The organism is Bradyrhizobium sp. WU425, assembly GCF_021052305.1.
Lineage (GTDB): Bacteria > Pseudomonadota > Alphaproteobacteria > Rhizobiales > Xanthobacteraceae > Bradyrhizobium > Bradyrhizobium canariense_D.
The window spans coordinates 1,537,883-1,564,629 of the sequence record NZ_CP088089.1 but is presented as its reverse complement, the minus strand read 5'-3'; the positions used below and the strand labels follow the sequence as shown (position 1 = coordinate 1,564,629).

Sequence of the window (26,747 nt, the reverse complement as noted above, 5' to 3'; positions counted from 1 at the left end):
AGAAGGAGATGGAACATGACCGGACTACAGGAACAATTGCACGGGCTCTGGCTGCCGCTGATAACGCCGTTTCGCGACGGCGCTCTCGACGAGAGGTCGCTGCGCCGGCTGACACGGCATTACAGCGGGCAGGCCGTCGACGGCTTCATCCTGGGGGCGACCTCCGGTGAAGGCATGACGCTGCGCGAAGCCGAACTCGAACGCCTCGTCGCCATCGTGCGCGACGAGCTGACCACCGGCCACAGCAAGCTTCCGATCTGCCTCGGACTTTCAGGCGCGGACACCTCGCGGCTGAAGGAGCGTCTCGACGAGACCGCGGACTGGCCGATCGACGGTTATCTGATCGCGAGCCCGTATTATGTGCGGCCCTCGCAGCGCGGCCTTCTGGCGCATTTCGAGGCGCTCGCCGATCACGCCGCCTGGCCGCTCGCGCTCTACAACATCCCCTATCGCACCTCGGTCAACATCACCAACCAGACGCTGCTGCGGCTTGCCGGGCATCCGAACATCATCGGCCTGAAGGATTGCGGCGCAAGCCGCGAGCAATCCATCGCGCTGCTGCGCGACAGGCCTGCGGACTTTCGCGTGCTGACCGGCGAGGATGCGAATTATTTCGAGGCGCTCAGCGACGGCGCCGATGGCGGCATCGTGCTGTCAGCCCATCTCGAGACCGCGACGTTCGCGGCTGTCCATGCCGAGCTGAAGCGCGGCAATCACGATGCAGCGCTGGCGCGCTGGCAGGAGGTCGCGGACCTGACGCGCCTGTTGTTCACCGAGCCCAGTCCCGCGCCGGCAAAATACTGGCTGTGGCGCACGGGTTTGATCGACAGCCCCGAAGTGCGCCTGCCGATGGTCGAGATCGGCAGCGAACTCGCAGTCCAGCTCGACCGCGAGATCGAACGGCGGATGCAAGTCGCGGCGTAGCTGATAGCCCCTCACCCCACCCTCTCCCCGCAAGAACGGGGAGAGGGTGTGATAGAGCGTGCGCGTGGTTAACCCCGCCCCAACGGCCTTCGCTGCTGCCGCATGGCGCATCCACGGCTCGTTTACGCAATCGCGCCTATCGTCTTCATTCAAAGTCTTTTCAAATGGGGGAATGATCATGGGGCAACGCATCCGCCCGACGGCGGCAGACATGTTCGCGTCGGCTGATTTCTTGCGGGGAATTGTGGTGGTGTCGTCGTTCGGCTTCTGGGCGGTGATGCTCGGCCTGATGCCGGTGCTGGTGTTTCGAGTCTGGCTGGCGTGATGCCAGCGCGTCGCGATGGTTAACTCGTGGTAGCAGCTGTGTTCAAAAGCGCGCGAAACTGCGACCCGGAATTTTAAAATATCCCGTGTAGCGTTCATGCCCATAAGCGAAGAAATCGCGGGGGCGTTTGTGAATAGTCATAACGAAATGGCGTCGCATTACGACGCTGGAAAGCAGGGCTTCACCACCGAGGACATTCTCTGGGCCGCCGGCATCTGGTCGGTGATCCTCACTCTGTCGCCGGTGATCGTGTTCTACATGCTGATGGTGGCATAACTTTCATCCACTTTCTTGAGCACGATCTTATCGGAAAACCGCTTCACACTTTTCCGGATCGTGCTCGCCCGAAAACGCAAAACGCGCGGATATCCGCGCGTTTTTCGTCGGGGGAATGATTTATGAAGATTACGCCGCCTGCTTGTGCATTGCGCCGGACGCCGACGCCGTGCCGCGAATAGCCTTCACCGAACGTTCGATCGCCGCCCACAGCCTTGCGATTTCCTGCGCCGCGCGGCTCTCGGCCTGATATTCCCGCGCGCCCTCGCCGTGGCTCAGCGCCATCAGCAGATCCGAACGGTTGGTGATCTGGCCGCCCCACACCGGAGCACGGAACTTCGCCAGCGCCTCGCGGGCGATGGTGACGATCGGGCTTTCGGACTCGTCGCGGCGCGCCGGCGCACCGTTGAGCACGACCGCGTAGGGCTTGCGCGCCGCACGGCACATCTGGATGGTTTCCTGCACCGCGTTGACGTCGAACACGCCGGGACGGGCAGGAATCACCACCATGGTGGCATTGCGGATGGCGTCGTCGACGACGGCCGACAGGTTTGGCGGCGTGTCGATCAACACCCATTCATAACCGTCGCGCTTGGCCGCGGAGACGATGCCGCTGACCGAGTTCACCGCGGACTTGATCGGCGGCTCGTTGGTGCCACGCAGCTTGTGCCACAGCGTGAGCGAGCCTTGCGGATCGGCATCGACGAGCAGGATCGGCTTGGTCGCCTTGATCTGCGCGGCGAGATGCGCGGCCAGGGTACTCTTGCCTGAGCCACCTTTACGCGATGCAAAAACAATAACGTTCATACCTCTGCCTCCAGATTGACCCCAGGCGGCGAAAATGAATCACCGCGGTGATTCGGGAAAGAAAAATTTATCATAAGTTATGCTGGCGCCATGAAATAACAAAGCGCGTTGGCTTTTGAGTCACACTGCTGCGCGCTACGACGCTTCACGCCAAGCAATCGTGCGTTTTTTGAGCAGTCCGGCGGGAAAAAATGGAATGCAACCTCGCCGCGCAAACCGTTCCGGGGCTGTTTCCCTCTCTGAGTGGTCGCAAGCGTCTGCGCGCGGAGGCGAACAAAAGGAGTCCGGGGGGCTGGTGTGGGGCTGATGCCTGGGTCAGTTTGACTCAGAAGACAGCGAGCGAGGAGTCGGACACGCAAATGCCCGGGACATCAAACGCACTGCGCGCTGTGGCCCGGGCATGATCGAGTTTCAAAAAGGGAACGCGGCGCCCGCGTTCAGCCTTCGCTGGCTTTCTTCTTCTTGGCCGGCTTGGTGCTCTTCTTCGCCGTCCGGGCCGAGCTCCTGGGCGCGATGCTGGTCGGCTTTCCGGCGCGGGGCGCGGCCGCCATGCCCGGCTCCGGTCCAGGCCGGAAGAACGCGCGGCACTGCGGCGAGAGCTGCGACTTCTTCTGGATCATGCAGGCGGTGATGGCGTCGACGTTCGGAACGAACTCGCCGCACAGCCGCATCGCATCCGGCGTGCAGGCCTGCTGCTCCTCCTGGGAGTAGGCAAAGGCTTCACCCGGCTGGATCAGGACGGCCAGGGCGATCCCCGTGATCGCGGCAGCCAAGGTTTTCTTGAAACGGAACGCCGGCATCGATCCCCCCAAATGTCGAGTCGGAGACGATAGTGGGTGAACGGGGGTTCGTTGGCAACCGAGGGGAGATGCGAAAGGCGGGACGTGTGCGGTCTCGGCAACAGGGACCCCCAAAACAAAAAACGCGAAAACAACCCCATGCACAGTAGCCAAGTCCATGTGGCGATTGAACTTTGCGGATCGCATTTTTGCGGATTTTACGAAATCGCGTTTGACTCGTCGGGCAAAACAGGAGCATGATGCCATCATCACAGAACGTGCGTGGGGTGGTCGGCTTGTCTCCTGCGCTGGACAAAAGCGTGAGCAGGAGCGGAGACGATTGCATGGAGCGACATGAGGCGGAGCTGCCGCTGTCGGGCGTGACGGTGGTCTCGCTCGAGCAGGCGATCGCGGCTCCTCTGGCCAGCCGGCATCTTGCGGACTGGGGCGCCCGCGTCATCAAGATCGAGCGGCCGGGCGACGGCGATTTCTGCCGCGACTACGATCACGTGATGAACGGGATGTCGAGCCAGTTCGTCTGGACCAACAGGTCGAAGGAAAGCCTCGCCATCGACATCAAGAGCCCTGATGGCCAGAAGGTGCTCGAGGCCCTGCTGCCGCAGGCCGACGTCTTCATCCAGAACCTGGCGCCCGGTGCGGCGGAGCGGCTGGGCCTCGATGCCGCTTCGCTGCTGCGGAAGTTTCCCCGGATCATCGCCTGCGACGTGTCGGGCTATGGCGCGGGCGGTCCCTACAGCGACAAGAAGGCTTACGATCTCCTCGTGCAGTGCGAGGCCGGCGTTCTCGCCATCAACGGCACCGAGGCGGAGCCCGCCAAGGTTGGGCTGTCGGTGGTCGATATCGCCACCGGCATGTACATCCTCAACGGCGTGCTGATGGCGCTATATCGCCGCGAGCGCACCGGCAAGGGCACCGCCTTCCAGGCCTCGCTGTTCGATTCCATCACGGACTGGATGAGCTATCCCGCCTTCTACACGCAGAGCACGGGCCGGCCGCTGCCGCGAACCGGGGCAAGGCACGCAACGATAGCGCCGTATGGCCCGTTCCGCGTCGGAGACGGCAACACGATTTTCTTCGGCATCCAGAACGACCGGGAATGGCGATCGCTGTGCGCCGTCGTGCTTGGCGAGGCGGCCCTTGCCGACCACCCCCGCTTCCGCAGCAATCCGCTGCGCATGCAGAACAGGGACGATCTGCAGGTCCATATCGAGCAGCGTTTTACAGCGATGACCAGTGACGAGGTGCTGCGGCTGCTCGACGAGGCCTCGATCGCCAACGCGCATCTGAATTCGGTCGAGGCCTTCCTGGAGCACGAGCAGCTCCGCGCCCGCTCAAGGGTGCAAACGGTGGGATCTCCGAGCGGACCGGTGATGAGCTTCCTGCCGGCTCTCACCATTCCAGGGCTGTCGCCCCGGATGGATCCCGTGCCCGACGTCGGGCAGCACAACCAATCCATCCTCAGCGAGCTCGGTCTCGCAAAGGAGACATGACGATGGCGCCTCAGCGGCCGACGCGGGTCTATCTGGCCGTTCCCGCGCATCGCTCCCGTCTCGTCGCCAAGGCCGCTGCCTCGGCCGCGGATGCGGTGTTCATGGATCTCGAGGACGCGGTGCCGCCGTCCGAGAAGAGCACGGCATTGGAAGAAGCTGCGCGGGCGCTGTCCTCGCTGGATTGGGGCAACAAGGTCGTCGCGGTCAGGATCAATGCGGTCGACAGCCCCTTCATCGCGCAGGAAATCGGCACGCTCGCTGCGCTTCCCAGATTGGATTCGGTGATCGTGCCGAAGGCGGAGCGGGCGAGCGACATCGCCGCCATTGCCGATCAGCTGCGTGCGGCCGCGCCCGATCGCCCCTCGCCTGTTGCGCTCGAACTGCTGATCGAGACCGCGCTGGGTCTCGTCAATGTCGACGCGCTCGCCGCCGCGCACGACAGCGTCGCGGCCCTTCATCTCGGTGTCGGCGATTTCGCGGCGTCGATCGGCGCCCGCTCCTCGGAAATCGGCGCGTCGCCGGACGGCTACCGCCACGTGGGCTCCGCCCAGAGCGGCTATGCCTCGGCGCAGCTCGATCTGTTCGCCTATCCGATGATGCGCCTGCTGGTGGCCGCGCGCGCGTTCGGGCTACGCGCGATCGACGGTCCGTGCGGCGCGTTCCGGGACGGCAAACTGACGGAAAGCAGCGCGCTCAAGGCGGCTGCGATGGGTTTCGACGGCAAGCAGGTGATCCATCCCGACCAGATCGAGCCGACGCTGCGGGCGTTCGTCCCGTCCGACACCGAGCTCGCGCACGCGCGGCGGGTGGTCGCGGCCATGGAGCACGCCGAGGCGCAGGGCCAGGGCGCGGTGACGCTCGACGGCAAGATGATCGACTATGCCAATGTGCGGATGGCGCGCAGGATCATCGAGATGGGGTCGTAGCGGCGCATGACCACGGTGCTGATCGTCGCGCCGGTGTTCGCGCTGATCGCGGCCGGCTATGCCGCGGTGCTGTTTCGTTTCGTCTCGGAGACCGCGCACAAGGGTATCTCCGAATTCGCCTTCAGCATCGCGATCCCTGCGCTGCTGTTCCGCACCATCGTCGTCTCGGAATTTTCCGGCGTCAGCCCGTGGCGGATGTGGGGCGCCTATTATGGCGCGCTCGCGCTGACCTGGATCGCGGCGCTGACGCTGTCGGCGCTGCTGCGGCAACGGCGCGAGGACCGCGAGGACGGCGTCGTGTTCGCGATCGGCTCGGTCTACGGCAACATCGTGATGCTCGGCATTCCCCTGACGCTCTCGGCGCTCGGCAATGAGGCGGCAGGCCCGATGGCGCTGATCCTGTCGGTGAACACGCCGCTGCTCTGGCTCTGCGGCACGCTGCAGATGGAGCTGGTCGACCGCAAGCAGACCGCCTCGGCCGCGTCGCTGATCGTGCCGGTGCTGCGCGATCTCGCCCGCAACCCGATCATGCTGGCGATCGGCTTCGGCCTCGTCTGGCGCCTCACCGGCCTCGGCCTGCATCCCGTCGTCGACCGGACCGTCGAGCTATTGGCGCAGGCGGGATCACCGGCGGCGCTGATCGCGCTCGGCATCAATCTGTTCAGGTTCGAGGTCAAGGGCGAGATGTTGAGCGTGGTCGTGATGAGCGCGCTTAAACTGCTGGCGATGCCGGCGGCCGCCTTCGTGCTGGCAAAACTGCTCGACCTGCCGCCGCTCGCAGCCGGCGTGGTCGTGCTGTTCGCGGCGATGCCGACCGGCGCGAATGCGTACATCTTCGCGGTTCAGTATCAGCGGCTGGTGAACCCGGTGTCGGGCGCGGTGGCGCTGGGCACGCTGCTGGCGGCGGTGACGTTGCCGGTGGTGGTGTGGGTGGTGGCGAGGTGAGGCAGGCTGTGCGCGATAACTCGCTTTGGAGCAAAAACTTCTTTGATGTCGTCCAGCTGTTTAGCACCGAACGCAATCCGCACATCAGCGTTCGTGGCGACACCTTGTCGTCGCTGTCCAAAGCTGTGTGATCTGCGTGGAACCCCTGACAGCACACGCGTGATAAATCCATTTCGGCGCATTGAACCGGTCGAAACGCTCAACTGACCAAAAAGAGACCTGCAATATAGGAGCAGTTCCATGGGCATTCCCAAAGATGGGACGGTTTCGGTCCGCATCACATGCGTTGGTCACGCCAGCCGACGCTGGAGAGGTGCCCGCACGAAGGCGGCGGCATCCGCACTGAACCAACGCCTATCGGAATTCAGGGCGAAAACGATCTTCGACCAGGTCGATCCCATCGTCAAAATGCAGCTGCCGGGATTGCCCGTCGCGCTTGGCCAAAAGGCAGTCGGGAGCACGGAACCGTTTCCGACGGCCGGCGAAGATAACGCCGCCATCGATCGCAGTGTCGTCCTCATGGTCGACCTAGTTTGGACAGGTACGGGCGGTTACAAGAAGGTGCACCGTCCGCCTCGGCTTGTTTATGCGCCGAGCACCTTCTGGGAGATGAAAATCGCAGCGCTCTTTGGCGCCTCGGGTATCGGCGTCAAATCGAGCTTGCTCCGCGTGAAGATCAAGAACTTGAGTACAGGGCGCGAACTTTCGCTTTTTGGGCCGATTATCGGCGGTGATCTGACCATCGGTGCCGGCATGTTCAAGAAGGTGCCCAAGGTGTCGCCCGTGAGCTTCGACAAGTTCGATCCCAAACAATTGCGGGATGCGCAAGTGGGCAAGCCGGTCGTGTTCACGACGCCGCTCATGGACTTCGAAGACTGGATCAACGGATCGGAAGGCCAGCTCGTGCGGGTCGTTCACGGTCATCTTAAAACCGGCGTGACCAAGTCGCAGACCAGCTTTCTCCAGTTCGTCAGCGTCGATACTCATCCCGGCTCATTGGTCTTCGATCTGAAGGCGCTCGGTTTCTCGTTGGGTATTCCCGAGGTATCCAATCAGGTGCAATCCGGAACACTCAAAGCCGAAAATCATCCGTCAGACCAGTATCTCGTCGACACACCTGATGACGTTGTTCCTGTCCAAGTCGCACAGCACCGCAGCGAAGGCCTTCTGATCAGCTTCCCAACTGAAAAACATCACTGGACGGATTTGAGTTCGAGCCAGCAAGAGGAAGTGAAGCGATTTGTGTTGAACAGAACGGCAGCCATTCGCGCTTTGTCTGACTTCAAGGATGTGGTCGCCCCGACGCCGTGATGGGGCGGGTAGCTGGCAGACTGATTTCCCGACGGAGCTGTGGCTTCGTGCTTCGTGAGGGCGAGAAGCCGAGCATCCCGGTGGTATGCGCGCTCGAGCCACTGCAGGTGACCGACCTGCGCGAATACGTACATCTTCGCGGCGGCGGGTGAACCCGGTGTCAGTTGCGGTGGCGCCGGGCACGCTGCTGGCCGGCTGTGACGTTGCCGGTGGTGGTGATGGTGGTAGCGAGGTGAGGTATCCGAGCTTGGCGAGTGCGCCGCACCACCTCCCAAATACAATCAGCGCAGGCCCAGGAACGAGAGCACCACACCAATCACGACGACGAGTCCGACCAGATAGATAAGTCCGTTCATGTCTGAGCTCCTCAGCGTTGTCAGTCCTGCCGCAAAACAAACACCCAAGGTCGTGAAAAGGTTCGGCGTTGCCCAACGCCGATTTCTCCCGAAATGGGGGAACGAAAGCGACCGATCCTGCTTCGTGGCGTGCTGAGCCTTCGCCCCCCTCAACTCGATGATTTTGCGTTTACACGCAAAGGTCGCTAGGCTGACTTGATACGTCCTGCAGGGAGGGTGATATGGGACAGCATGAAGAGAGACTGGCAGTGATCAGAAGCGCTTACGCAGCACGCGACGGCGGTAATGCCGAGGGCTTGGTGACGGCCTTTCATCCCGAGGGCTTGTTCACGTTGATGGGCGACAAGAGCGCGCTCGAACTGACAGGGACTATGCAGGGACATCAGACCCTGCGTGGAGCTTTCAGTAGATTGATTGATGAATTCGGCTTCGAAGGTCGCGAAATCCTGGCTGAGCTGGTCGACGGAGATCGCGTCGCCGTCCATTCCCGCCTCGTCGTTCGATACCGCCCGACCGGGCAGGCTTCAAGCACCGAGATCCTGGATCTGTTCAGATTTAAGGACGGCAAGATCATCGAGCTGATCGAGTTTGCGGACACTGCGCAGATCAAGGCGATGATTGCGTGACGCGTGGTGAGGTTCTGTTAGTGTCGCCTGACGTTGGTGAGTTTGGTGCACTGTCATAGTAATTCGAATTGTATGACGTTCAGGTTGTGAACCTGACTGCCGAAAGAGTTATTGAACACGCTGGCCCGCGCGCCAGGCCATCTGCCAGAAGTCCGCCTCGAGTCGGGTGGCTTCCTTGAAGATCGCAATCAGCTCTGCCTCGCGGGCCGGTGTGGCGTAGAGATCGGCGAGATGCTCCATGTGCGCCTGCGCTTTGGCAGCGACCTCCTGGTACGGCGCGCCGGCATACTCGGCGATCCAGACGCGGTAGGCGTTCGTCGCAGCGTCCGCGAGGGGGAGCGAGGCGAGCCGCGTTGCGATCTCCGCGTACCCGATCACGCAGGGGGCAAGCGCCACCTTGAGTGCCAGCAGGTCGCCGCGCATTCCCGCGTCGAGCACGTAGCGTGTATAGGCCAGCATCTCGGCCGCCGGAGGGGCCTGCTCAAGGTCGGTTGGCGATAGACCCCAGTCAGCACAGAGCTTCACATGCAGGTTCATCTCGACATCGAGGATGGCCGACAGGCCGGCCGCGGCTTCACGCATGTCGGCGAGCTTGGGCGACTTGTAGACTGCGAGCGCGTAGGCGCGAGCGAAGTCGATGAGGAACAGATAGTCCTGAACGAGATAGTGACGAAACGCCGCTTCGGGGAGCGAGCCGTCCGCCAATCCGTTCGGGAAGGGATGCTCGGTGTAGGCCCGCCACTCAACGGATGCTTCTGTCTTGAGACGCTCGAAGAAACTCACGATGTTTTTCGCCTGGCTTGCTTGTGCATGAATGTCTTTAGCAAGCTACCGATAGCGCATTGCGGACCGGGGAGCTACGGTGACGGCGTCACAAAACTGGCTTTGAGCAGCGTTGCGGACAGGGCACTCCCCGCGTCGACAGTTTTGTGCAGTGTCACTGTAATCCTGCATGATAGAATTCAGTGCACTGTCATCGTAGTTTGAGCTCAATCGCCGTCTTTGATGGATTTGACCCGAATGGTTGAGATCAAGGCATATCCCGTAGGCGTCTTGAGTTCGGTGGTTACGGGTTCAACGCGAAAGGACCGATGCTTATTTAGGAAGCGTTCGACCCATTCGTGATGGTCGCGAAAAAAGATGAGTTCTTCTCCGCATCTGGCAATGGCTTGATTTATAGCGCGGACTTCGTTCCGGGAAGGCGTCAGCAGACGGCAACGAAAAGCCTTGAATGTTGCGTCCATATTTAGATCGCGCGCATCAAGATCGGGGCGAATACGTAAAGCAATGTCGGGAGCTAGCGGCACCAGCCTGTTGATGATTCTTGGATCGTTAGACGTCTCAATTCCACTTGCGAAATCGCTCGTAAAGAAGGGGCTATCCTTGGCGTATTCGTTTACAACGATATCCCAGGCGGAATTCCCCCAGATGTTCACCCGCTCCATGATTCCACTGATGCCAAGGGCTTGAGGGTACTTCTCGTCGATCGCTGTTTTGATGACCCCACTCTCGATCAACTCGGTATAGCTCTTGCCTCCGAGAGCTTCCGGCGCTCTCGGAATCTCTCCCGATGCGTCGAGGATCTTGCCCGTGGCTTCAACCGTGCTCCTCAAAGGTCCCGAATGTAGCCGCATGGCTGCCGGCGAGCAGCTCGTTACGTAGGCTGCGAAGCCGGCAACCACGTGGACAGTATCACGACTCGGTTTTCCAGTTCGCAATTCTGCGATTGCGGGATTGTAGTTGGGTTCGACTGTTTTCAAGAAATCTTCGATCGCTCGATCGTTCAGTAGATATTCGTTCGTGCTGCCGTTTTGCACGCGGCAGACATCTTTTGAACTGCATGGGAAAACACGGCCATCGCGCTTGCGAAAGCCGTACATCTGCTTTCCGTCAAGTTCAGGCGAATAGAACTGCCGCAGATGAACCTGCGAAACGTAATGATCGAGAGGCATGGCAGGTTTATTAGAGAATTTCAGAGGGCGCGGCCTCAAACCAATTAGGCGACTCAACCGGACTATGATTTAAGCATACCTGCTTGCTTAACGAATAAAAGCTCGGGTTGAGAGCGGCGCTTTTGGTTAAACCGCGATGGTCGTTATCGTCGTCATATTCTCGACGACGTAGCGAAGCCGCTCAGCAACGAGTGCTTCTTCCCCAGCCCCTTGCGACTGCCCAGCTATGGTTCATGTGGAGTTTCGACACTCTCACCGCGCTTCCGAGCGGTTATCTGCCGTCTCGATATTGCCTACGATCTCGACCTCTGTCCGAAAGTCTCCCGCGAACAAGGGACGTGAGCGGGAGAAGGAACGGGGAAATTGTGTATATATCACAAGCCGCCCCGTTCAGGTCGGGTCGGGCTCGCAAAAGAATACGGCTTCGCGATCGGCTCCAAGGTTAAACGAAACGGTCCATCGCTAGCTTGGCCGTGTTGAGCACCGGCCGCGTGTGCAAAGGGGCGGAATATGAACGGCCAAGACGACTACAACTTCTTTAAGCTTCGGAGGCAAGCCAAGACGTACATTACTAAGGTTTTCCGTTTCAACGCTTGGAATACAGAGTGCGTTCGCCAAGTTAGGATGGTCATCGAAGGAAACGACCGGGTGCATCTCGGCGAGATAGACGGCGTAATGTGCCTTCGCTTGACCGGCGCTGTCCGAAAGACCCAGGTTTCCGCCCTCGTCACCCAAGATGATAAGAAAATAAAACGATTGACCCTGCAAACCTTCAAAACACGCGCTGGCGATTGGATCGAAGCTGTTGAAAAGGAGGAATTCAGCTTCCGCACAGACGAATTCAACCGGCTCCTGAGCTTTCTTCATAAAATTGAGTTTATCGACCTCTCAAACAGCGAAAATTTTCAGATCGAAGATATTTCAACTAAGGCAGGCCCCAAAGCCATCATCGATGCCTCAGATCGCGAGATCGTCAGCCGAATTAAGACAATGACTGAGGCGCAGCGAAACAGCCTCCTTCAAACGCTCCAACAGTCGCTGACACCGGAGGAAATCAATATCCTTCTCGGTCGCAAGCAGGGAATTCAGGAGTACGAAGAGCATATGCAGCTCTTGGATTGGAGCGAGGTACAATGGCAGGACTTTTTTGATCGCGAGCAGTGGGTATTTGGTTATGGTCTCGACTATAGGATGATGCGCCAGTTTGACCGAGAGATGACTGTTGGAGCTGGAGGATCGGACAACAGGAACAAGCCGGTCATCGATTTCCTGATGAGCTTCACCGATTACACAGTCCTCGTTGAGATCAAAACTCCGAGTACGCCAATTTTCGCAACAGGCCGCCGTGGGCGTGCGGGCACCTGGGAGTTCAGTAGAGATTTCATGAGCGCCGTCTCGCAAATTATCGAGCAGAAGGCTGAATGGCTTTCTTTCGCGCAAACGGGGGAGCACTACAACAGGTCCGGGACCGAGCATCTGACTGCGCGCACCCGAAACGCCAAAACCATCTTAGTCATTGGATCGAGGGATGAGTTCTCGAAAACAGCCGGGCTAAGGGAAGCCAACATAATGCGCGACACCTTCGAGCTCTTTCGCCGCGAAAGCCGTAGCATCGACATTGTTACATTTGATGAACTACTCGAACGCGCACGCTTCATTACCCGGAATCAGTAGCACGCCCCGCGCCGGCACAGAGCGCGCTGGACTTGATGTCCTGTCCCTACACGTCCGACATCGGAACGGGCGGTACAGACGCTCTAATCGAGCCCCTATCCTCTTCGTCACACCGGAGCCCTAAGCAGCATTGCAAAAGCGCTGGGCTTGAAAAGTCGCACTCTTTGCGAAAGCGCTGTGCGAAAACTTTTGATAGACGACCCGGACGCTTTGAATGTTGTGAGGGGATTTTTCGACGATCTTCCGAACAAACCGTGAGCGATGCTAAATAGTTGATTTGATTGGTACAGTTGGGTGGGCTCGAACCACCGACCTCCTGTTCCACAGACAGGCGCTCTAACCAACTGAGCTACAACTGCATCCTTGCGAGCCGCCCGAGGGGCGCCCTTGATAGGGCCGGTCACCGAGGGGGCTGGACGGGGCGGAAACTAGGTGCAACGGGCGTTTTTGGCAAGGCCGCAACACCCTCAAAACGTCCCGCAAGCGAGGTTATTTCCAAAGCAAAACCCGGGCTCTAGGCCCGGGTTTCTTAATTGAGACGGCCGCGCCAGATCAAGCGGCGGGGTAGAGCTTCGCGGCGGAAGCCTTGATCGGCTCGGCGGCGGCAGTGGCCGCGCGCTGGGTGATCTCGGCGAGCTCCCGGGCCTGGGCCTGGAAGGTTTCGAGCTGCGTCTTGGAATGGTTGGTCCACAGCGCGAACGCATCCTGCGGCGCCTTCACGCTGAACAGCTCCTGGGTGAAGTCCAGATGGGCCTTGGTGTTGGCCTTCGCGAACTCCATCAGCTTGGCGGTGTATTCGCTTACGCCCTTGTGGGCGGACGCGAACACGGCCTCGACGGTGCCGTTGTGGGTTTCGGCGGCGTCCTTGAACTTGGCGTAGTTCTCGCGGGCCTGCGACACGCCCTTTTCGGCGAACGCACGCATCTGCTCCGGAACCTCGAACGGAATGACGGAGGCGGAGAATGGATCAGTCGTACCTGTCATGCTTTTGTCCCTCACACTAATGAAAAAACGGAGTGAGCCTTCAGGCGCGCCCGCCGGCCAACCGGGTGACGGGTGCGAAGACTGGAAACACAAAACGAATGATGGCTCGCCCAGCGCGGAGACCATGCCTGCCTAAGATGTCAACATTGTGCAACGCAACGGGTTTTGGGGTGCATTGCGCAAATTTAATCGCGGGGAGGATGAGGTTCCCGGGATGGGGAACCGGTGGTTGAGGTAATCAGGTGGCGCCTGAGCGCGCGCCTCGTCCTTCGAGACGACCGCTGCGCGGTCTCCTCAGGATGAGGCTGGGGCGGCATGGGTATCTGCGGACGCGGGGATCTCGAAGGATGGGGATGCGAACGGGCTACGGCTTGCGGGGTCGGGGACATTAAGGTTATCGCGGCTTTAGGCCTTGGCGCATAGGCTGGGGCCGTGGACCTGCCCGCGCACGCGGGCGATACTAACCCTTTCTTAAGGCTGTCATTCCCGGCAGCCTGATGCGCACAAGCGGGACGCGAAGCCGGTCGGATGACGAGTTCGGATTTCCAGTTGCGAGGCGTGGGCGATCCCCGGCTGGCCGTGCACGCGACCTCGCCGCTGCCCGTCTGGCTCTGGTCGATCGACGGCACGCGCGTGCTCTGGGCCAATCCGGTCGGCGCAAGACTGTTCGGCGCGGCCCATGCCACGGCGCTGGCGGACAAGACCTTTGGCCCCGCCGACAGCCACCGCCGCCAGATCATCCGGCTTGCCGGCCGGCTGCCTGCGAACGGAGCGATCCGGCTCGAACGGCTGCGCGGCTTCGGCGCGCGGCTCGGCATGCTGATGACCTGCGCCTGTGCCCGGCTCGACTTCGCCGATGGCGGACGCGCCGTGCTGGTCACCGCGATGGACCCCGGCTTGCGCACCATGCCGCTGGTCGAGCGGCTGCTTCGTCTTGTCGACGGCGCCAACACGCCGATGGCGGCGTTCGCGCCCGACGGCCTGTTCGTCGGCGCCAGCGAAACGGCCCGCACCCTGCTCGGCTTCCGCGATCTCACCGAGGGCGGCCTCGAACAAGCGCGCAGCGATGCGCTCAGCCTTGGCCGCGCCGAGACGCCGATCGGCATCGGGCAGATGGTGCTGCAGCGGGTCGGCAGCGGGGCCGATGTCGGCCTGGTCGCGCTGATCGAGCCTGCCGTGCAGCAGGCGGCGGCTGCGACTGATGAGGTCGAACCCGAGGCCGCTGAAGAGGTCGCGCGCGAAGAGATCGCCCGAGAAGACATCGCTCGGCATGAGGCTGCGCCGCCCGCTGCTCCAGCCGCCGTGCCGCAGGATGTGCAAGCCGCGCCGTCGCACGAGGCGCCATCAGAGATCGCGCTGTTCGACGCCTTTGCCGAGCCGGTCGACGCGCCGCAAGCAACGATCGCGCACGAACCGCCCGCAAGCGAGCCGGCGACCGAGATCGTCTCGATCCAGCAAGCCGTCGAGCAAGCGGGCGAAGCCGCGCCAGAAACTCCGGTTGAAAACTCGGCCGAAGCCATGGTGTCGCCGCAGGCAGCGCCGACCGTGACCGGCATGGACGAGCCGCCGTCGGGCCACGAAGAGCCGCCCGCACCGCGTCAGCATCCGCTGCGCTTCCTCTGGAAGGCGGATGCAGAGGGCCGCTTTGTGCTTCTGTCTGACGAATTCATCCACCTGATCGGCCCGCGCACGGCCGCCGGCTTCGACCGCCCCTGGCGCGAGATCGCCGACGCCTTCGCGCTCGATCCTGAGAGCCGCGTGGCGCAGGCGCTTGCGAGCAAGGATACCTGGGCCGGGATCACCGTGAACTGGCCCGCCGATGGCGGCGAGCATCTGCCGGTCGAGCTTGCCGGGCTTCCGGTTTATGACGGCGACCGCAATTTCGCGGGCTTCAGGGGTTTTGGCGTCTGCCGCGATCTCGACGGCCTCAACCGGCTCGATGCGCTCAGGCGCTTTGAGCTTTTGGCGGAACCGGCGGCGCCGCAAAGCCTGTCCGCCAATGTGGTCGAACCCGAGCCAGAGCCCGAGCCGCCGCCTCCGCCGATCGAGCCGCCCGCGCCTGAGCCCGAGCCTGAAGCCGAACTGACCGACCCCACAACCGACGCGAATTCACATCCAACCGATCCGGAAACGCCAGTGGAAACGCCTCCCAATGTCCTGCCGTTCCGAGCGCCCGGCGACACGCGATCGCCGACGCTGACGCCGGTCGAGAACAGCGCGTTCAACGAGCTCGCCCGCCAATTGTCCGAGCGCCTCGAACGCGACAAGGAAACCATCGCGGCATCGTCCGAGCCGCCGGATGCCGAGATCACGCCTGAGGCGCCGACGCCGGAGCCCGAGCCTGAGACGCCGCACGCGCCGGCCGAATGGCTGACCGCGCCCGCGCCGCCCGCGCACGGCCACAGCCCGCGCGACCGCGCGCTGCTCGACCTGCTGCCGACCGGCATCCTGATCTATCGGCTCGACCGCCTGCTCTACGCCAACCCCGCGTTTCTCGCGCGCATGGGCTATGCCAGCCTGAGCGCACTTGAGAACGCCGGCGGGCTGGATGCACTCTATGTCGAGCCCGGCGTGTCCGCGACCAGCAGCACATCGCAAGCCGGCACGCCTGTCACGATCAGCGCGACGCTCGCCAATGGCGAAGCGCCGCTGCCGACCACCGAGGCGCATCTGCACGCGATCGACTGGGACGGCGAGAGCGCGCATGCGCTGATCTGCGCGCTGCCGCAGGCAGCGCCCGTTGCGCCCGTCGTCGCCGAGACCATCACCGCCGAGACCATTGTCCCCGAGACCTTCCCCACCGCGCCGGAGCCCGACGCCGGCGAGGCGGCCGCGGAAGATCTCGCCGCGATCCTCGACACCACGGCCGAAGGCATCGTCATGTTCGACGCCGAAGGCAACATCCACGCCTGCAACCGCAGCGCCGAGGCGCTGTTCGGCTATGACGGCGAGACGCTCATGCAGCAGAATCTGGTGACGCTGTTCGCGCCGGAGAGCCAGCATGTGGTCATCGACTATCTGGAAAACCTCAAGAGCCAGGACATCGCGAGCCTGCTCGACCACGGCCGCGAGGTGCTGGGACGCGAGAAGAAAGGCGGCGTCATTCCGCTCGCCATGATCATGGGCCGCACCCGGCCCGACGGCCCGAACTTCTTCGCCGTGTTCCGCGACCTCTCGCACAGCAAGCAGGGCGAGAGCGAGCTGACGCAGGCGCGACGCCTGGTCGAAGGCACGGCGAACGCCAAGGCCGACATGCTGGCGCGGATCAGCCACGAGATCCGCACGCCGCTGAACGCCATCATCGGCTTTTCGGAGGTGATGATCTCGGAGCGCTTCGGCACGCTCGGCAACGAGCGCTACGGCGAGTACATGAAGGACATCCGCGCCTCCGGCGAGCGCGTCATCGCCATCATCGACGACCTGCTCGAGCTGTCGCGGATCGAGACCGGCAAGCTCGACCTCAACTTCGCCAACCTCAACCTCAACGATCTCGTCGAGGCCTGCGTGGTGGTGATGCAGCCGCAGGCCAATCGCGAGCGCATCATCATCCGCACCTCGCTCGGCCATGCCCTGCCGCAGGTGAGCGCGGATGCGCGCGCGATGCGGCAGATCACCATGAACCTGATCTCGAACTCGATCCGGCTCGCCAGCGCCGGCGGCCAGGTCATCGTCTCGACCGCGCTCACCGACCGCGGCGAGGTCGCACTTCGCATCCGCGACACCGGTCACGGCCTCAGCGAGCGCGAAGTCGCCGCCGCGATGGAGCCGTTCCGCACGCCGCCGCCCGGCGACGCCGAAGACAGTTCGGCGCTGAGCTTGTCGCTGACCAAGGCCCTGGTCGAAGCCAACCGCGCCCGCTTCAACATCAAGAGCGCGGCGAACTCCGGCTCGCTGATCGAGGTGGTGTTCGCACCGGCACTGGCGCAGGCGTAAGCGGCGAACGCGATTTCCTGCCCGCGGTGCACGGGCGGCTTCGGCCGAGCCGCGCCCCGCGAAGGGCGCCAGCTCATTGCGACTTCTTCCCGAGCGGAACCGAAGCCCCTCGTTGCGGCTTGAAGCCTGGACCCAGCGTTTCTCCTGCTGATCAGTTCGACACTGCAGCTCCGCACTCCAGCGACTTCAAATGACCGAACGAGCGAAATCCGTGGCATCGAAGCAGCGTCCGCCCAAGCGGAGCGAGGCGGTGCGGAGCGACAGAGGCCCGACCACGACTGAGCGAAAGCCGCTGCCTACCGGCGCAGGCGCGCGCATGAACGCCCGAGTCGTGCTTGCCCTTGCGCTGGTCGCACTCGCGTTGTGGACGGCGGCGGGCTTTCTGCCCGCGGTGATCTGGGCCGCGATACTCGCAACCAGCCTGTGGCCGCTCTACACCAAGTTTGCGGCACGCGTGACCTCCGGCCGCTCCAGCCTGGCCCCGCTGGTCTTCACGCTCGTCGTCGCCCTCATCCTGTTTACGCCGATGTCGCTTGCCGTCTATCAGATCGCGCAGCAAGGCGATCTGCTCGTGGGCTGGATGAAACAGGCCGGAGAGAGCGGGATCGAAGTGCCTGATTGGCTCGCCCGCCTTCCGATCGCCGCAGAGAGCATCGAGCAGTGGTGGCGCAGCAATCTTTCCGATCCCAAAGCCGCGACCGCATGGCTGAAAAGCGTCAACGCAGACAACGCATCGGAACTGTTTCGAACGTTCGGCGGACAGCTGCTTCATCGCCTGTTTCTTCTGTTCTTTTCGCTGATCGCCTTGTTCGTCTTGCTGCGCAACGGCCGGTCGATCTCGGACCGCGTGCTGGAAACCTGCGATCGGCTTTTCGGTGAGGCGGGAGAGGGTCTCGCCGAGCAAATGGTCGATGCGATCCGCGGCACCGTGAACGGTACGGTGCTGGTCGCCGCAGGCGAGGGATTATTGATCGGCGTGGCCTATTTCGTCGCGGGCGTGCCGCATGCCATCGTATTCACAATATTGACCACGGCCTTCGCCATGCTTCCGTTCGGCGCCTGGCTCGCTTTCACCGCTGCGGCGGTGGTGCTGGTCTCTGGCGGAGGCAGCGGCTTCGCAGCCGCGGGCGTCTTCTTCTGGGGCGCGATCGTCATGTTGGCCGGCGATCATTTCGTCTGGCCGACCCTGGTCGGCGACTCGGCGCGGCTGCCGTTTCTGTTCGCGTTTGTCGGGATCTTCGGAGGCTTGGCTGCCTTCGGCCTTCTGGGCTTGTTTCTCGGCCCGGTGATCATGTCGGCGTTGCTGGTGGTCTGGCGCGAGTGGGTGTTCCGACCTGTCGCGCTCGAGAAGAACGGTTGAGTTGCCGCGGGCGTATCCCCAAGCACACGCCAGAAAGCAAAAGGCACGGCGCTTGCGACGCCGTGCCTTCCGCATTCATGAGGCTCGATCTCAGCTGTAGATTTCGAACAGTCCCGCGCCGCCCTGCCCGCCGCCGATGCACATCGTCACGACGCCCCACTTCGCCTTGCGGCGCTTGCCTTCCTGGAGGATGTGGCCGGTGAGCCGCGCGCCGGTCATGCCGAACGGATGGCCGATCGGCGCTGGCGAAGGCATAAGGCGAGATCAGGCTGGGACTGGACTGGCGGCTGCCTTTACGTAGTGGCGCAACCCGCTCGGACATGTAGTATGGCCCTGCCGGAGCGGGGTACCAAATTGGACGGAATCAATCTTCACGATCCCCTCTTCGCCACCTATGTCGTTGCCGCCAGCTTGATCATCCTCAAGGCCGTGGCGATGCGTGGCTCACCGTGGTCCGGATGGTGAGGGCCCAGGGCGGCTACCGTTCGCCGGAGGACATCAAGAAGACACCACTGAATCCCGCACCCGATCCGGCGCAGCTTCTTCCCAACGAAGATGTGGAGCGGATCCGCCGGATCCAGATGAACGATCTCGAGAGCCTGCCGTATTTCCTGGCCGCGGGCTTTCTTTATGTTCTCACAAAGCCGTCGCTGCTTCTCGCGCAATGCCTGCTCTACGGCTACGTTGCCTCACGCCTGCTGCATTTTCTCGCCTATCTCACCGGGCAAATTCACGACATTCGCGCAATGCTGTGGACCGTCGGCTCGGTCATCCTGGTCTTCATGACCGTGCGCACGCTGCTCGTTGCACTCGGCGCTTGAGGCTCAGTCGGCCACGCCGGCGATCTGCTGGGCCGAAAGGTAGCGTTCAAGCGCCTCGTGCTGCTTGAAAAAGCGCATGGCGCGCAGATCGCGGATCGTCGTTTTTTTGTGCCGCATCGCGAACCCGGGTGACCTCGCGGGCTTCCTCCAGCCGGCCGACCCCGACCAGGTTGGCCGCGAGCATGCGATGTCCGGTGCCGTTGCTCGGATTGTGCCGGACCGACTTGCGCGCCCAGGCAACGCCCTCCTCGTACTGCCCGAGGGCAAAGTAGGACGCGGTCAATCCCGTCATCCACATATGGAGCATGCTGTCCTCGGGGCTGAGGACGAGAGACCGATGCAGGCATGCGAGTGCGTTGGCATAATCGCCTCCCATGCTGTCGATCATTCCGAGTACACCCCATGCGAAAGCCGAACTCGGATTGAGCCTTGCGGCTTCGCTGGCGTGAATGCGCCCCTGATCGTTGTCGCCGGCGGGCCCAAACAGCGTGAAGCCATAGACAGCGTGGGCGAAAGCGTCCCCACTATCCTGCTCGACGGCGCGGCGCGCCAGACCGACCGCCTCGGACGCGGCATCCGCAGACATGTTGGCGCCGAGCGGCGGAGCCATCACGAGTCCCCAAGCCAGCGCCGCCAGCGTCGCCGTTCGCTCCTGATCGAGGCTCAGAGACCGCCGAAGCAGATCGATGGCCTTGACGATACCTTCGCGGGTGCCGCCCCATAAATGGTGAAGGCCGCGCAAATACAGATCATAGGCCGAAAGATCAGTTGGCGGCTTGCGGCGTGCGCGTTCGATCTCGGCGCTACGAACGGCGGGATCGACGACTGCGGCAACACTGCTGCTGACGTCGTCCTGCAGGTCGAAGATGTCGACCAGGGGGCGGTCGTAGCGATTGGACCAGACCTGGGCCTCGCTTCCGGTATGAGTGAGCTCGGCCGAGACGCGAATGCGGTTGCCCGCCTTGCGAATATGACCGCTCAGGACGTATTGCGCACCGAGTTGCTGCGCAATCTGCCGGCTGGTCATTCCCTTGTCCCGAAGGGCAAAGCTCGATCCGGCCGCGATCACCACCAGCTCGCGAAAGCGCGATAGAGCGGTGATGATGTCTGCAGTGACGCCATCGGCGAAGTAGTCCTGTTCGGTTTCATCACCCATGTTGCGGAACGGAAGCACCGCCACGGAGGGCCTGTCGTTGCCGAACACGTGCTCCGCCTGGTGCGAAAGGTCTGCCGTCGGCTCCGCTGCCGGCAGAACGATCTTATGCTCCTGGACCTTGCGCAATTCCGCAGCCAGCGCGCTGGTTGTGGCATCGGGCGCGGTGCCGAGCTCTTGCTTCAGCAAGGCAACGACGGCCTGATAATATTTGAGCGCCTCGGCGTTGCGGCCGGCCGCGGACAACGCGCGCATGATCAGGCGGTGCGCATCCTCGCGCATGCTGTTGAGTGCATTGGCGCGCTGGCCGGCGAGCAGGGCATCGCCGGCACGTCCGTCGGACAGTTCCTGGTCGCCGAGCGCTACCATCGCGCCGACAGCCAGCTCCGATAACCGCTCGCGTTCGCCGGCCAGCCACTCGCTCCAGCCCTCAGCGTTGACCGCGATGTCATCGACGAGGCGCCCGCGATAGAGATCTGCCGCCGCGGTCAGCGCGTCACGGCTGCCCTTTCTGACAAGCCGCTCGAATTGCGGCACATCGCAGGTGATCACAACGGCATTCAACGAAATGAATTCGCCGTCACTCCTGAGAGCACTCTGACCAAGAACTTGACGCAGCTTGAACAGCGCCTGTCGCAGGTTTTGCTTCGCCTGCGCTTCGAAGTGCGATCCCCACAGCAAGGTCGAGAGTTTTTCACGGTGCTGAGGCTGAGGTGCCGTGCAGGCCAGATAGGCCAGCAATCCCGCGAGCTTCTTGTTCGGTAAGCTGACGGCACCGTCCGGCCCGATCAGTTCAAAACGTCCAAGAAGTGCGAGAGTAAAACTTGGGCTGGGAGCGGGTGCAGTTTCGGTCATTCCGCCTCAAAAATAAGCAGATGCGCTCACGGATATACATCCTACACGAATTGCCGCCTTAGCGAACAATATTAACGCTGCAGTGACGGCCGAGTGACGCCGGCGACGACGACAGTGGGTTCAGATCGCATCGCGACGAGATGCCGGTTGGTTGATCGACGCGGAGCAATTTCATCCGGAAGTCAGCGTGCGCGCGCATCACCTCATCATGATCGTCGTTGGCTTGTTCGTGGTCCTCGCCGGATTCGACGCAGCGTTGACGACCTTTGCACACCCGACACTCAGGGCCGCTTCGCAGTCGGCGCCGCCCGTCGCACCGCTCCTTTTCGGAGGCGACTGATCGCACGCCGGCATCACAACAGCCATCAAACAGGAGGTCGCATTGACCGACATCGCACAGCAGGGAAGACAATCGCAGAGGTTTCTCGCGTCCGATCAAGAACAGCGATTGGTTGCGATGTGGAGACTTGGAGTGGTCGCCTTCTATGGCTCGCTCCTGGCGCTGGTGATTGCCTTCGCGGCAATGAGCAAGGCGCCCCGAGAGCGCCAAGCCAACCTGGCCTCCGACGATTTCGTTACCCACTACATTTCGAACCCGCCGGCGCCGTAGGCGATCGGGACGAGCGACAGCAAAGCATATGAGGACAATCGTGAACAATCACAACCGTGCTGCGTCTCCAATTCGGGCCAGATCTCCGGCATCGCACGACAGAAAGCGAACAGGCGGCGAGACGCGCCTGATGTTTCTCGTTCTGCTGGGATTCGGCCTCGTTCACGTGATCGGCGCGATCCTGATTCAGCGCGCGTCGACCGAGCGAGGTGATCCGCCCCTGATCCTCGCTTCGCACACCGACTGACGGCCGCCACATGCAGCCGGTTCATGGGATTTGAAAAACCAGGAGGCAACATGCCAGCAATCATACGCACGATTTCCCGCACGGTCCTCTCGGTCATCGGTGCCGAATTGGCGAAGCACGCCCTCCTGTTATGCGCAGCGTGCGCCTTTGTGTTCGTGCTCTCACGAACCTACGGCCTGGATTTGAGCGCCGGATTCTTCTGACGTTCGCAATGGTGGCCGACATGACTGAAATCTGAAGACGCATCGTCGTCGATGCGCAAGTCCTGAGGAGCTGAGATGTACGTTGGCCGGATATTGTCCACGCTTGGCGGACAAGGACCCATGCTCCTGGTGATCTCGCTTTGCGCAGGGCTGGTGATCACTCCCTTCGCTCATCTCGGCTACGATCTTTTGCCTTTTTCGGCATTTCTTCTGACGCTGGGCTCGTTTCTTACGGCGGGTCTTGCCCCCTCTGAAGCCAGCATTCGTCCGCTCCTGATGGGCGTGGTGCTTGCCTGGGTTGGCCTGGTGCTGCCATTCGCTGCTGCGATTCTGCTGTCCTTTGCTCCGCTTGATCCTGCGCTGCGGGCCGGCGTTCTGCTTTCATTGCTGGCGCCGCCGGTCGGAAGCGCCGCTGCGATCGCCGGAATGCTCGGTTTGCGACCACGTCTCGCACTGCTCGTTTCTATCGCACTGACCTTGCTCACGCCGATCTCGATTCCGAGTTTTGCCACGGTGCTCGGACTTGGAATTGCATTCGACATGGGCAGGCTGGCGATCCGGCTCTTCAGCATTATCGGCGCTGCAGGCCTGGTGGCCTTCTTAGCCATGAGGTTTCGTCGTCATGTGATTCCTGTTCTGCCCGATCAAAGCGCCGCCACCGGGATCGCCGTTGTCGGGCTCATGATCGTGGGGCTTGCCACCTCGCAAGGCATACGGGCGCAATGGACCAGCAACGCCCTGCGTTTCGACGTGATGCTCGCCGCGGCGATCGTGTTCAATTTCGGTCTGTGCGTCCTCGCTGCCATGACGTTCGCGAGACTGGGGTGGCAAACCGCCGGTACCATCGGTCTCGTGAGCGGAAACCGCAACGTCACGCTCGTGTGGGCAGCGGCGAGCTTCGGTCTGCCGTCGCTGGCGGAAGGTTATGTCGCTGCGTGCGTCATCCCGGTCCTCGCGCTTCCCCTCATCATCAAGCTTTGTCTTAGACTACCATCCTTCAGCCGCTTCATCCCACAAAACCGATGACCCAAAGAGTACACGCCTGACCTGGTGCTCAAACAACAAGGCACGGCGCTTGCGACGCCGTGCCTTCCGCATTCATGAGGCTCGATCTCAGCTGTAGATTTCGAACAGTCCCGCGCCGCCCTGGCCGCCGCCGATGCACATCGTCACGACGCCCCACTTCGCCTTGCGGCGCTTGCCTTCCTGGAGGATGTGGCCGGTGAGCCGCGCGCCGGTCATGCCGAACGGATGGCCGATCGCGATCGAGCCGCCGTTGACATTGTACTTGGCGGGATCGATGCCGAGCTTGTCGCGCGAATAGAGACACTGGCTGGCGAAGGCTTCGTTGAGCTCCCAGAGATCGATGTCGTCGATCTTCAGACCGTGACGCTTCAACAGCTTCGGCACGGCAAAGATCGGGCCGATGCCCATCTCGTCCGGTTCGCAACCCGCCGCCGCCCAGGCGACGAAGCGGCCCATGGGATTGAGGCCGCGCTTCTCCGCGTCCTTGGCTTCCATCAGCACCACGGCCGCGGCGCCGTCCGACAGCTGGCTGGCGTTGCCGGCCGTGACGAACTTGCCGGGACCCCTGACGGGCTCGAGCTTGGCAAGACCTTCCAGCGTGGTCTCGGGCCGGTTGCACTCGTCGCGATCGACGACGTAATCGACGATCGACTCGGCCTTGGTCGCCTTGTCGACCACCTTCATCTTGGTCTTCATCGGGACGATCTCGTCCTTGAACTTGCCGGCCTGCTGCGCGGCGGCCATGCGGCGCTGCGACTCCAGCGAATACTCGTCCTGATATTCACGGCTGAGATTGTAGCGCTCGGCGACGATATCGGCGGTGTCGATCATCGCCATGAAGATCGCCGGTGCCGTCTTGAGCAGTTCGGGATCGATCGATTCCTTCGGCGTGCCGCCGCCCGGCATCGAGATGCTCTCGACGCCGCCGGCGACGATGCAGTCGGAACCGTCCGAGCGGATCGAGTTGGCGGCCATCGCGATGGTCTGGAGACCGGACGAGCAGAACCGGTTCACCGAGACGCCCCCGGTCGATTTCGGCATTCCTGCCAGCAGCGCGGCCTGGCGGCCGATGTTCGGCGCGCCATGGGCGCAATTGCCGAGATAGCAATCCTCGACATAGTCCTTCTCGACGCCGGCGCGGTCGACCGCATGGTGGATGGCATGGGCCGCGAGCGACATCGGCGGGGTGATGTTGAACCCGCCGCGGCCGGATTTCGCGAGGCCCGTGCGTGCATAGGAAACGATGACGGCTTCACGCATTGTTTTCTCCCTTTCGAACGATTTTGACCGGAGCATCGGTCGAGGTTTCTCGGCGCCATTGGTACACAATGTCCGGCGGTCGCGGGAGAAATAAAAACGCCGCCCTCGCGAGAGGGCGGCGTTGTTCCGCGGGTCGGAATATGTCGGCGTATCAGAACGTCAGCGCCTTGACCTGCTTGACCTGCGGCAGGGCCTGCACCTTGGCGAGCAGATCGGCCGGCACCGCGCCGTCGACCTCGATCAGCGCGATGGCATCGGAGCCCGGCGCGACGCGGCCAAGATGGAAGGTCGCGATGTTGATCTTGGCATCGCCGAGCAGGCTCGCGAACTTGCCGATGAAGCCCGGCTTGTCCTCGTTGGTCACGTAGATCATCGACTTGCCAAATTCAGCGTCGACGCGGATGCCCTTGATGTCGACCAGGCGCGGCTTGCCGTCGGCATAGACCGTGCCCGAGACCGACCGCTCCTGCCGCTCGGTGGTGACGGTGACAGTGATCAGGCTTTCATAGTCGCTCTGGGCGGCGCGGACGATCTCGTCGACCACCATGCCGCGCTCCTTGGCGACGACGGGCGCGGAGACGACGTTGACCTCGCCCAGCATCGGCCGCAGCAGGCCCGACAGCACGGCGGAGGTGATCGCCTTGATCTTCATCTCGGCGACGTGGCCCTCATAGGTGATCTCGACCTTGAGGATGCCGCTCTCGGTGAGCTGTCCCGCGAACGAACCGAGCTTTTCAGCGAGCGCGATGAACGGCTTCAGCTTCGGCGCCTCTTCCGCCGTGATCGAGGGGAAGTTGACGGCATTCGAGATCGCGCCGGTGAGCAGGTAATCCGACATCTGCTCGGCAACCTGGAGCGCGACGTTCTCCTGCGCCTCGGTGGTGGACGCGCCGAGATGCGGCGTGCAGATCACGTTGGGATGGCCGAACAGCACGTTCGCGGTGGCGGGCTCCTCGACAAAGACGTCGAATGCGGCGCCGGCAATGTGCTTGGAATTCAAAGCGTCGACCACGGCCTGCTCGTCGACGAGGCCGCCGCGGGCGCAGTTGATCAGGCGCACGCCCTTCTTCATCTTGGCGATCGCGGATGCGTCGATGATGTTCTTGGTCTTCTCGGTCAGCGGGGTGTGCAGGGTGATGAAGTCGGCGCGCTTGAGCAGGTCGTCGAGCTCGACCTTCTCGACGCCGATGTCCCTGGCGCGCTCCGGCGACAGGAACGGATCGAACGCGATCACCTTCATGCGCAGGCCGAGCGCACGGTCGGCGACGATCGAGCCGATGTTGCCGCAGCCGACGACGCCGAGCACCTTGCCGGTGATCTCGACGCCCATGAAGCGGTTCTTCTCCCATTTGCCGGCTTGGGTCGAAGCGTCCGCCTGCGGAATCTCGCGCGCCAGCGCCAGCATCAGGGTGATGGCGTGCTCGGCGGTCGTGATCGAATTGCCGAACGGCGTGTTCATCACGATGATGCCCTTGGCCGTGGCGGCGGGAATCTCGACGTTGTCGACGCCGATGCCGGCGCGGCCGATCACCTTGAGGTTGGTCGCCTTCTCGAGGATCTTCGCGGTCGCCTTGGTTGCGGAGCGGATCGCGAGGCCGTCGTAATTGCCGATGATCTCGGCGAGCTTGTCCTTGTCCTTGCCGAGATTGGGCTGGAAGTCGACCTCGACGCCGCGGTCTTTGAATATCTGCACGGCAGCGGGAGAGAGCGCGTCGGAAATGAGAACTTTGGGTTTGGTCATGGAGATGTGTCCTTCGCCGTCCCTAGAGGGAGATCGGCCTGAGGGCCGGAATGGGGAATTGCTCGGAAGCTCTTTGCTCTCCCTCTCCCCGTTCTTACGGGGAGAGGGTCGGGGTGAGGGGCAGCCACAGGCGGGGTGCTCG

Annotated in this window: 23 protein-coding genes, 1 tRNA gene and 1 pseudogene; 15 read left to right on the top strand and 10 right to left on the bottom strand. The window is 62.4% G+C overall.

Going from position 1 to position 26,747, the window contains the following annotated elements; all coding sequences use genetic code 11:
* Positions 1-15 precede the first annotated feature (15 nt).
* The 3 genes from BcanWU425_RS07535 (at position 16) to BcanWU425_RS07525 (ending at position 1,525) form a co-directional block, all read left to right on the top strand.
* Entirely contained in the window at positions 16-924 is a 909-nt protein-coding gene (locus tag BcanWU425_RS07535; protein WP_204512334.1) for a 4-hydroxy-tetrahydrodipicolinate synthase family protein, read from the top strand.
* Positions 925-1,102: 178 nt separating this feature from the next.
* Positions 1,103-1,249 (top strand): hypothetical protein, encoded by a 147-nt coding sequence (locus tag BcanWU425_RS07530; protein WP_166517545.1) that lies wholly within the window; start codon positions 1,103-1,105, stop codon positions 1,247-1,249.
* A 96-nt stretch (positions 1,250-1,345) separates the two neighbouring features.
* Entirely contained in the window at positions 1,346-1,525 is a 180-nt protein-coding gene (locus BcanWU425_RS07525) for a hypothetical protein (RefSeq protein WP_204512335.1), read from the top strand.
* A 129-nt stretch (positions 1,526-1,654) separates the two neighbouring features.
* Here BcanWU425_RS07525 and BcanWU425_RS07520 read toward each other — a convergent pair whose 3' ends face one another.
* Together BcanWU425_RS07520 and BcanWU425_RS07515 are read right to left on the bottom strand one after the other, a co-directional pair.
* Complete coding sequence (locus tag BcanWU425_RS07520; protein ID WP_007596685.1) at positions 1,655-2,332, bottom strand: ParA family protein; 678 nt, start codon at positions 2,330-2,332, stop codon at positions 1,655-1,657.
* Positions 2,333-2,769: 437 nt separating this feature from the next.
* Positions 2,770-3,132 carry a hypothetical protein gene (locus tag BcanWU425_RS07515; protein WP_018453584.1) on the bottom strand — a complete coding sequence of 121 codons (363 nt, stop codon included), beginning with the start codon at positions 3,130-3,132 and terminating at the stop codon, positions 2,770-2,772.
* 323 nt (positions 3,133-3,455) lie between these two features.
* On the opposite strand from BcanWU425_RS07515, the gene BcanWU425_RS07510 reads away from it, so the two are divergent.
* From BcanWU425_RS07510 to BcanWU425_RS07490, 5 genes are all read left to right on the top strand, one after another.
* The gene (locus BcanWU425_RS07510) at positions 3,456-4,622 is read left to right on the top strand and encodes a CaiB/BaiF CoA transferase family protein (protein WP_204512336.1); all 1,167 of its coding nucleotides are present in this window, start codon (positions 3,456-3,458) and stop codon (positions 4,620-4,622) included.
* 2 nt (positions 4,623-4,624) lie between these two features.
* Entirely contained in the window at positions 4,625-5,548 is a 924-nt protein-coding gene (locus tag BcanWU425_RS07505) for an HpcH/HpaI aldolase/citrate lyase family protein (RefSeq protein ID WP_204514004.1), read from the top strand.
* Positions 5,549-5,554: 6 nt separating this feature from the next.
* Positions 5,555-6,493, top strand: coding sequence for an AEC family transporter (locus BcanWU425_RS07500; protein WP_204512337.1), 939 nt, complete (start codon positions 5,555-5,557; stop codon positions 6,491-6,493).
* A 240-nt stretch (positions 6,494-6,733) separates the two neighbouring features.
* The gene (locus tag BcanWU425_RS07495; RefSeq protein WP_204512338.1) at positions 6,734-7,804 is read left to right on the top strand and encodes a hypothetical protein; all 1,071 of its coding nucleotides are present in this window, start codon (positions 6,734-6,736) and stop codon (positions 7,802-7,804) included.
* Positions 7,805-8,381: 577 nt separating this feature from the next.
* Entirely contained in the window at positions 8,382-8,786 is a 405-nt protein-coding gene (locus tag BcanWU425_RS07490) for a nuclear transport factor 2 family protein (RefSeq protein ID WP_204512339.1), read from the top strand.
* Positions 8,787-8,894: 108 nt separating this feature from the next.
* Here BcanWU425_RS07490 and tenA read toward each other — a convergent pair whose 3' ends face one another.
* Both tenA and BcanWU425_RS07480 read right to left on the bottom strand, forming a co-directional pair.
* Positions 8,895-9,569: a thiaminase II gene (tenA, locus tag BcanWU425_RS07485; RefSeq protein ID WP_204512340.1), complete on the bottom strand. Its 675-nt coding sequence runs from the start codon at positions 9,567-9,569 to the stop codon at positions 8,895-8,897.
* A 206-nt stretch (positions 9,570-9,775) separates the two neighbouring features.
* Positions 9,776-10,738, bottom strand: a complete 963-nt coding sequence (locus BcanWU425_RS07480) for a DUF4238 domain-containing protein (protein ID WP_204512341.1) — start codon at positions 10,736-10,738, stop codon at positions 9,776-9,778.
* A 510-nt stretch (positions 10,739-11,248) separates the two neighbouring features.
* Between BcanWU425_RS07480 and BcanWU425_RS07475 the strand changes: the two genes are divergently transcribed.
* A complete protein-coding gene (locus BcanWU425_RS07475) occupies positions 11,249-12,412 on the top strand; it encodes a Shedu immune nuclease family protein (RefSeq protein ID WP_204512342.1) in 1,164 nt (387 codons plus the stop codon).
* Positions 12,413-12,694: 282 nt separating this feature from the next.
* Here BcanWU425_RS07475 and BcanWU425_RS07470 read toward each other — a convergent pair.
* Both BcanWU425_RS07470 and BcanWU425_RS07465 read right to left on the bottom strand, forming a co-directional pair.
* Positions 12,695-12,771: transfer RNA gene (locus BcanWU425_RS07470), tRNA-His, on the bottom strand.
* A gap of 193 nt (positions 12,772-12,964) precedes the next feature.
* A complete protein-coding gene (locus tag BcanWU425_RS07465) occupies positions 12,965-13,396 on the bottom strand; it encodes a phasin (protein WP_018453573.1) in 432 nt (143 codons plus the stop codon).
* A gap of 528 nt (positions 13,397-13,924) precedes the next feature.
* Between BcanWU425_RS07465 and BcanWU425_RS07460 the strand changes: the two genes are divergently transcribed.
* Both BcanWU425_RS07460 and BcanWU425_RS07455 read left to right on the top strand, forming a co-directional pair.
* Positions 13,925-17,329 (top strand): PAS domain-containing sensor histidine kinase, encoded by a 3,405-nt coding sequence (locus BcanWU425_RS07460; RefSeq protein ID WP_231190274.1) that lies wholly within the window; start codon positions 13,925-13,927, stop codon positions 17,327-17,329.
* Positions 17,330-17,645: 316 nt separating this feature from the next.
* Complete coding sequence (locus BcanWU425_RS07455) at positions 17,646-18,689, top strand: AI-2E family transporter (RefSeq protein WP_231190271.1); 1,044 nt, start codon at positions 17,646-17,648, stop codon at positions 18,687-18,689.
* Between the two features lie 90 nt (positions 18,690-18,779).
* Here BcanWU425_RS07455 and BcanWU425_RS07450 read toward each other — a convergent pair.
* Positions 18,780-18,926, bottom strand: a pseudogene (locus tag BcanWU425_RS07450) (acetyl-CoA C-acyltransferase); the annotation flags it as partial.
* A 221-nt stretch (positions 18,927-19,147) separates the two neighbouring features.
* On the opposite strand from BcanWU425_RS07450, the gene BcanWU425_RS07445 reads away from it, so the two are divergent.
* A complete protein-coding gene (locus tag BcanWU425_RS07445; protein ID WP_231190268.1) occupies positions 19,148-19,510 on the top strand; it encodes an MAPEG family protein in 363 nt (120 codons plus the stop codon).
* A gap of 46 nt (positions 19,511-19,556) precedes the next feature.
* On the opposite strand, the gene BcanWU425_RS07440 is transcribed toward BcanWU425_RS07445, so the two are convergent.
* Positions 19,557-21,518: a BTAD domain-containing putative transcriptional regulator gene (locus BcanWU425_RS07440; RefSeq protein WP_231190266.1), complete on the bottom strand. Its 1,962-nt coding sequence runs from the start codon at positions 21,516-21,518 to the stop codon at positions 19,557-19,559.
* A 151-nt stretch (positions 21,519-21,669) separates the two neighbouring features.
* Between BcanWU425_RS07440 and BcanWU425_RS07435 the strand changes: the two genes are divergently transcribed.
* The 3 genes from BcanWU425_RS07435 (at position 21,670) to BcanWU425_RS07425 (ending at position 23,604) form a co-directional block, all read left to right on the top strand.
* The gene (locus BcanWU425_RS07435) at positions 21,670-21,858 is read left to right on the top strand and encodes a hypothetical protein (protein WP_018453567.1); all 189 of its coding nucleotides are present in this window, start codon (positions 21,670-21,672) and stop codon (positions 21,856-21,858) included.
* A gap of 42 nt (positions 21,859-21,900) precedes the next feature.
* Positions 21,901-22,128, top strand: coding sequence for a hypothetical protein (locus BcanWU425_RS07430; protein WP_085348786.1), 228 nt, complete (start codon positions 21,901-21,903; stop codon positions 22,126-22,128).
* Between the two features lie 570 nt (positions 22,129-22,698).
* Entirely contained in the window at positions 22,699-23,604 is a 906-nt protein-coding gene (locus BcanWU425_RS07425; protein WP_018453563.1) for a hypothetical protein, read from the top strand.
* A gap of 87 nt (positions 23,605-23,691) precedes the next feature.
* Here the strand turns inward: BcanWU425_RS07425 and BcanWU425_RS07420 are convergent, their stop codons facing one another.
* On the bottom strand, positions 23,692-24,864 hold the full coding sequence (locus BcanWU425_RS07420) for a thiolase family protein (protein WP_007596708.1): 1,173 nt from the start codon (positions 24,862-24,864) through the stop codon (positions 23,692-23,694).
* 151 nt (positions 24,865-25,015) lie between these two features.
* Positions 25,016-26,605: a phosphoglycerate dehydrogenase gene (gene serA / locus BcanWU425_RS07415; protein WP_204512347.1), complete on the bottom strand. Its 1,590-nt coding sequence runs from the start codon at positions 26,603-26,605 to the stop codon at positions 25,016-25,018.
* Positions 26,606-26,747: the final 142 nt, after the last annotated feature.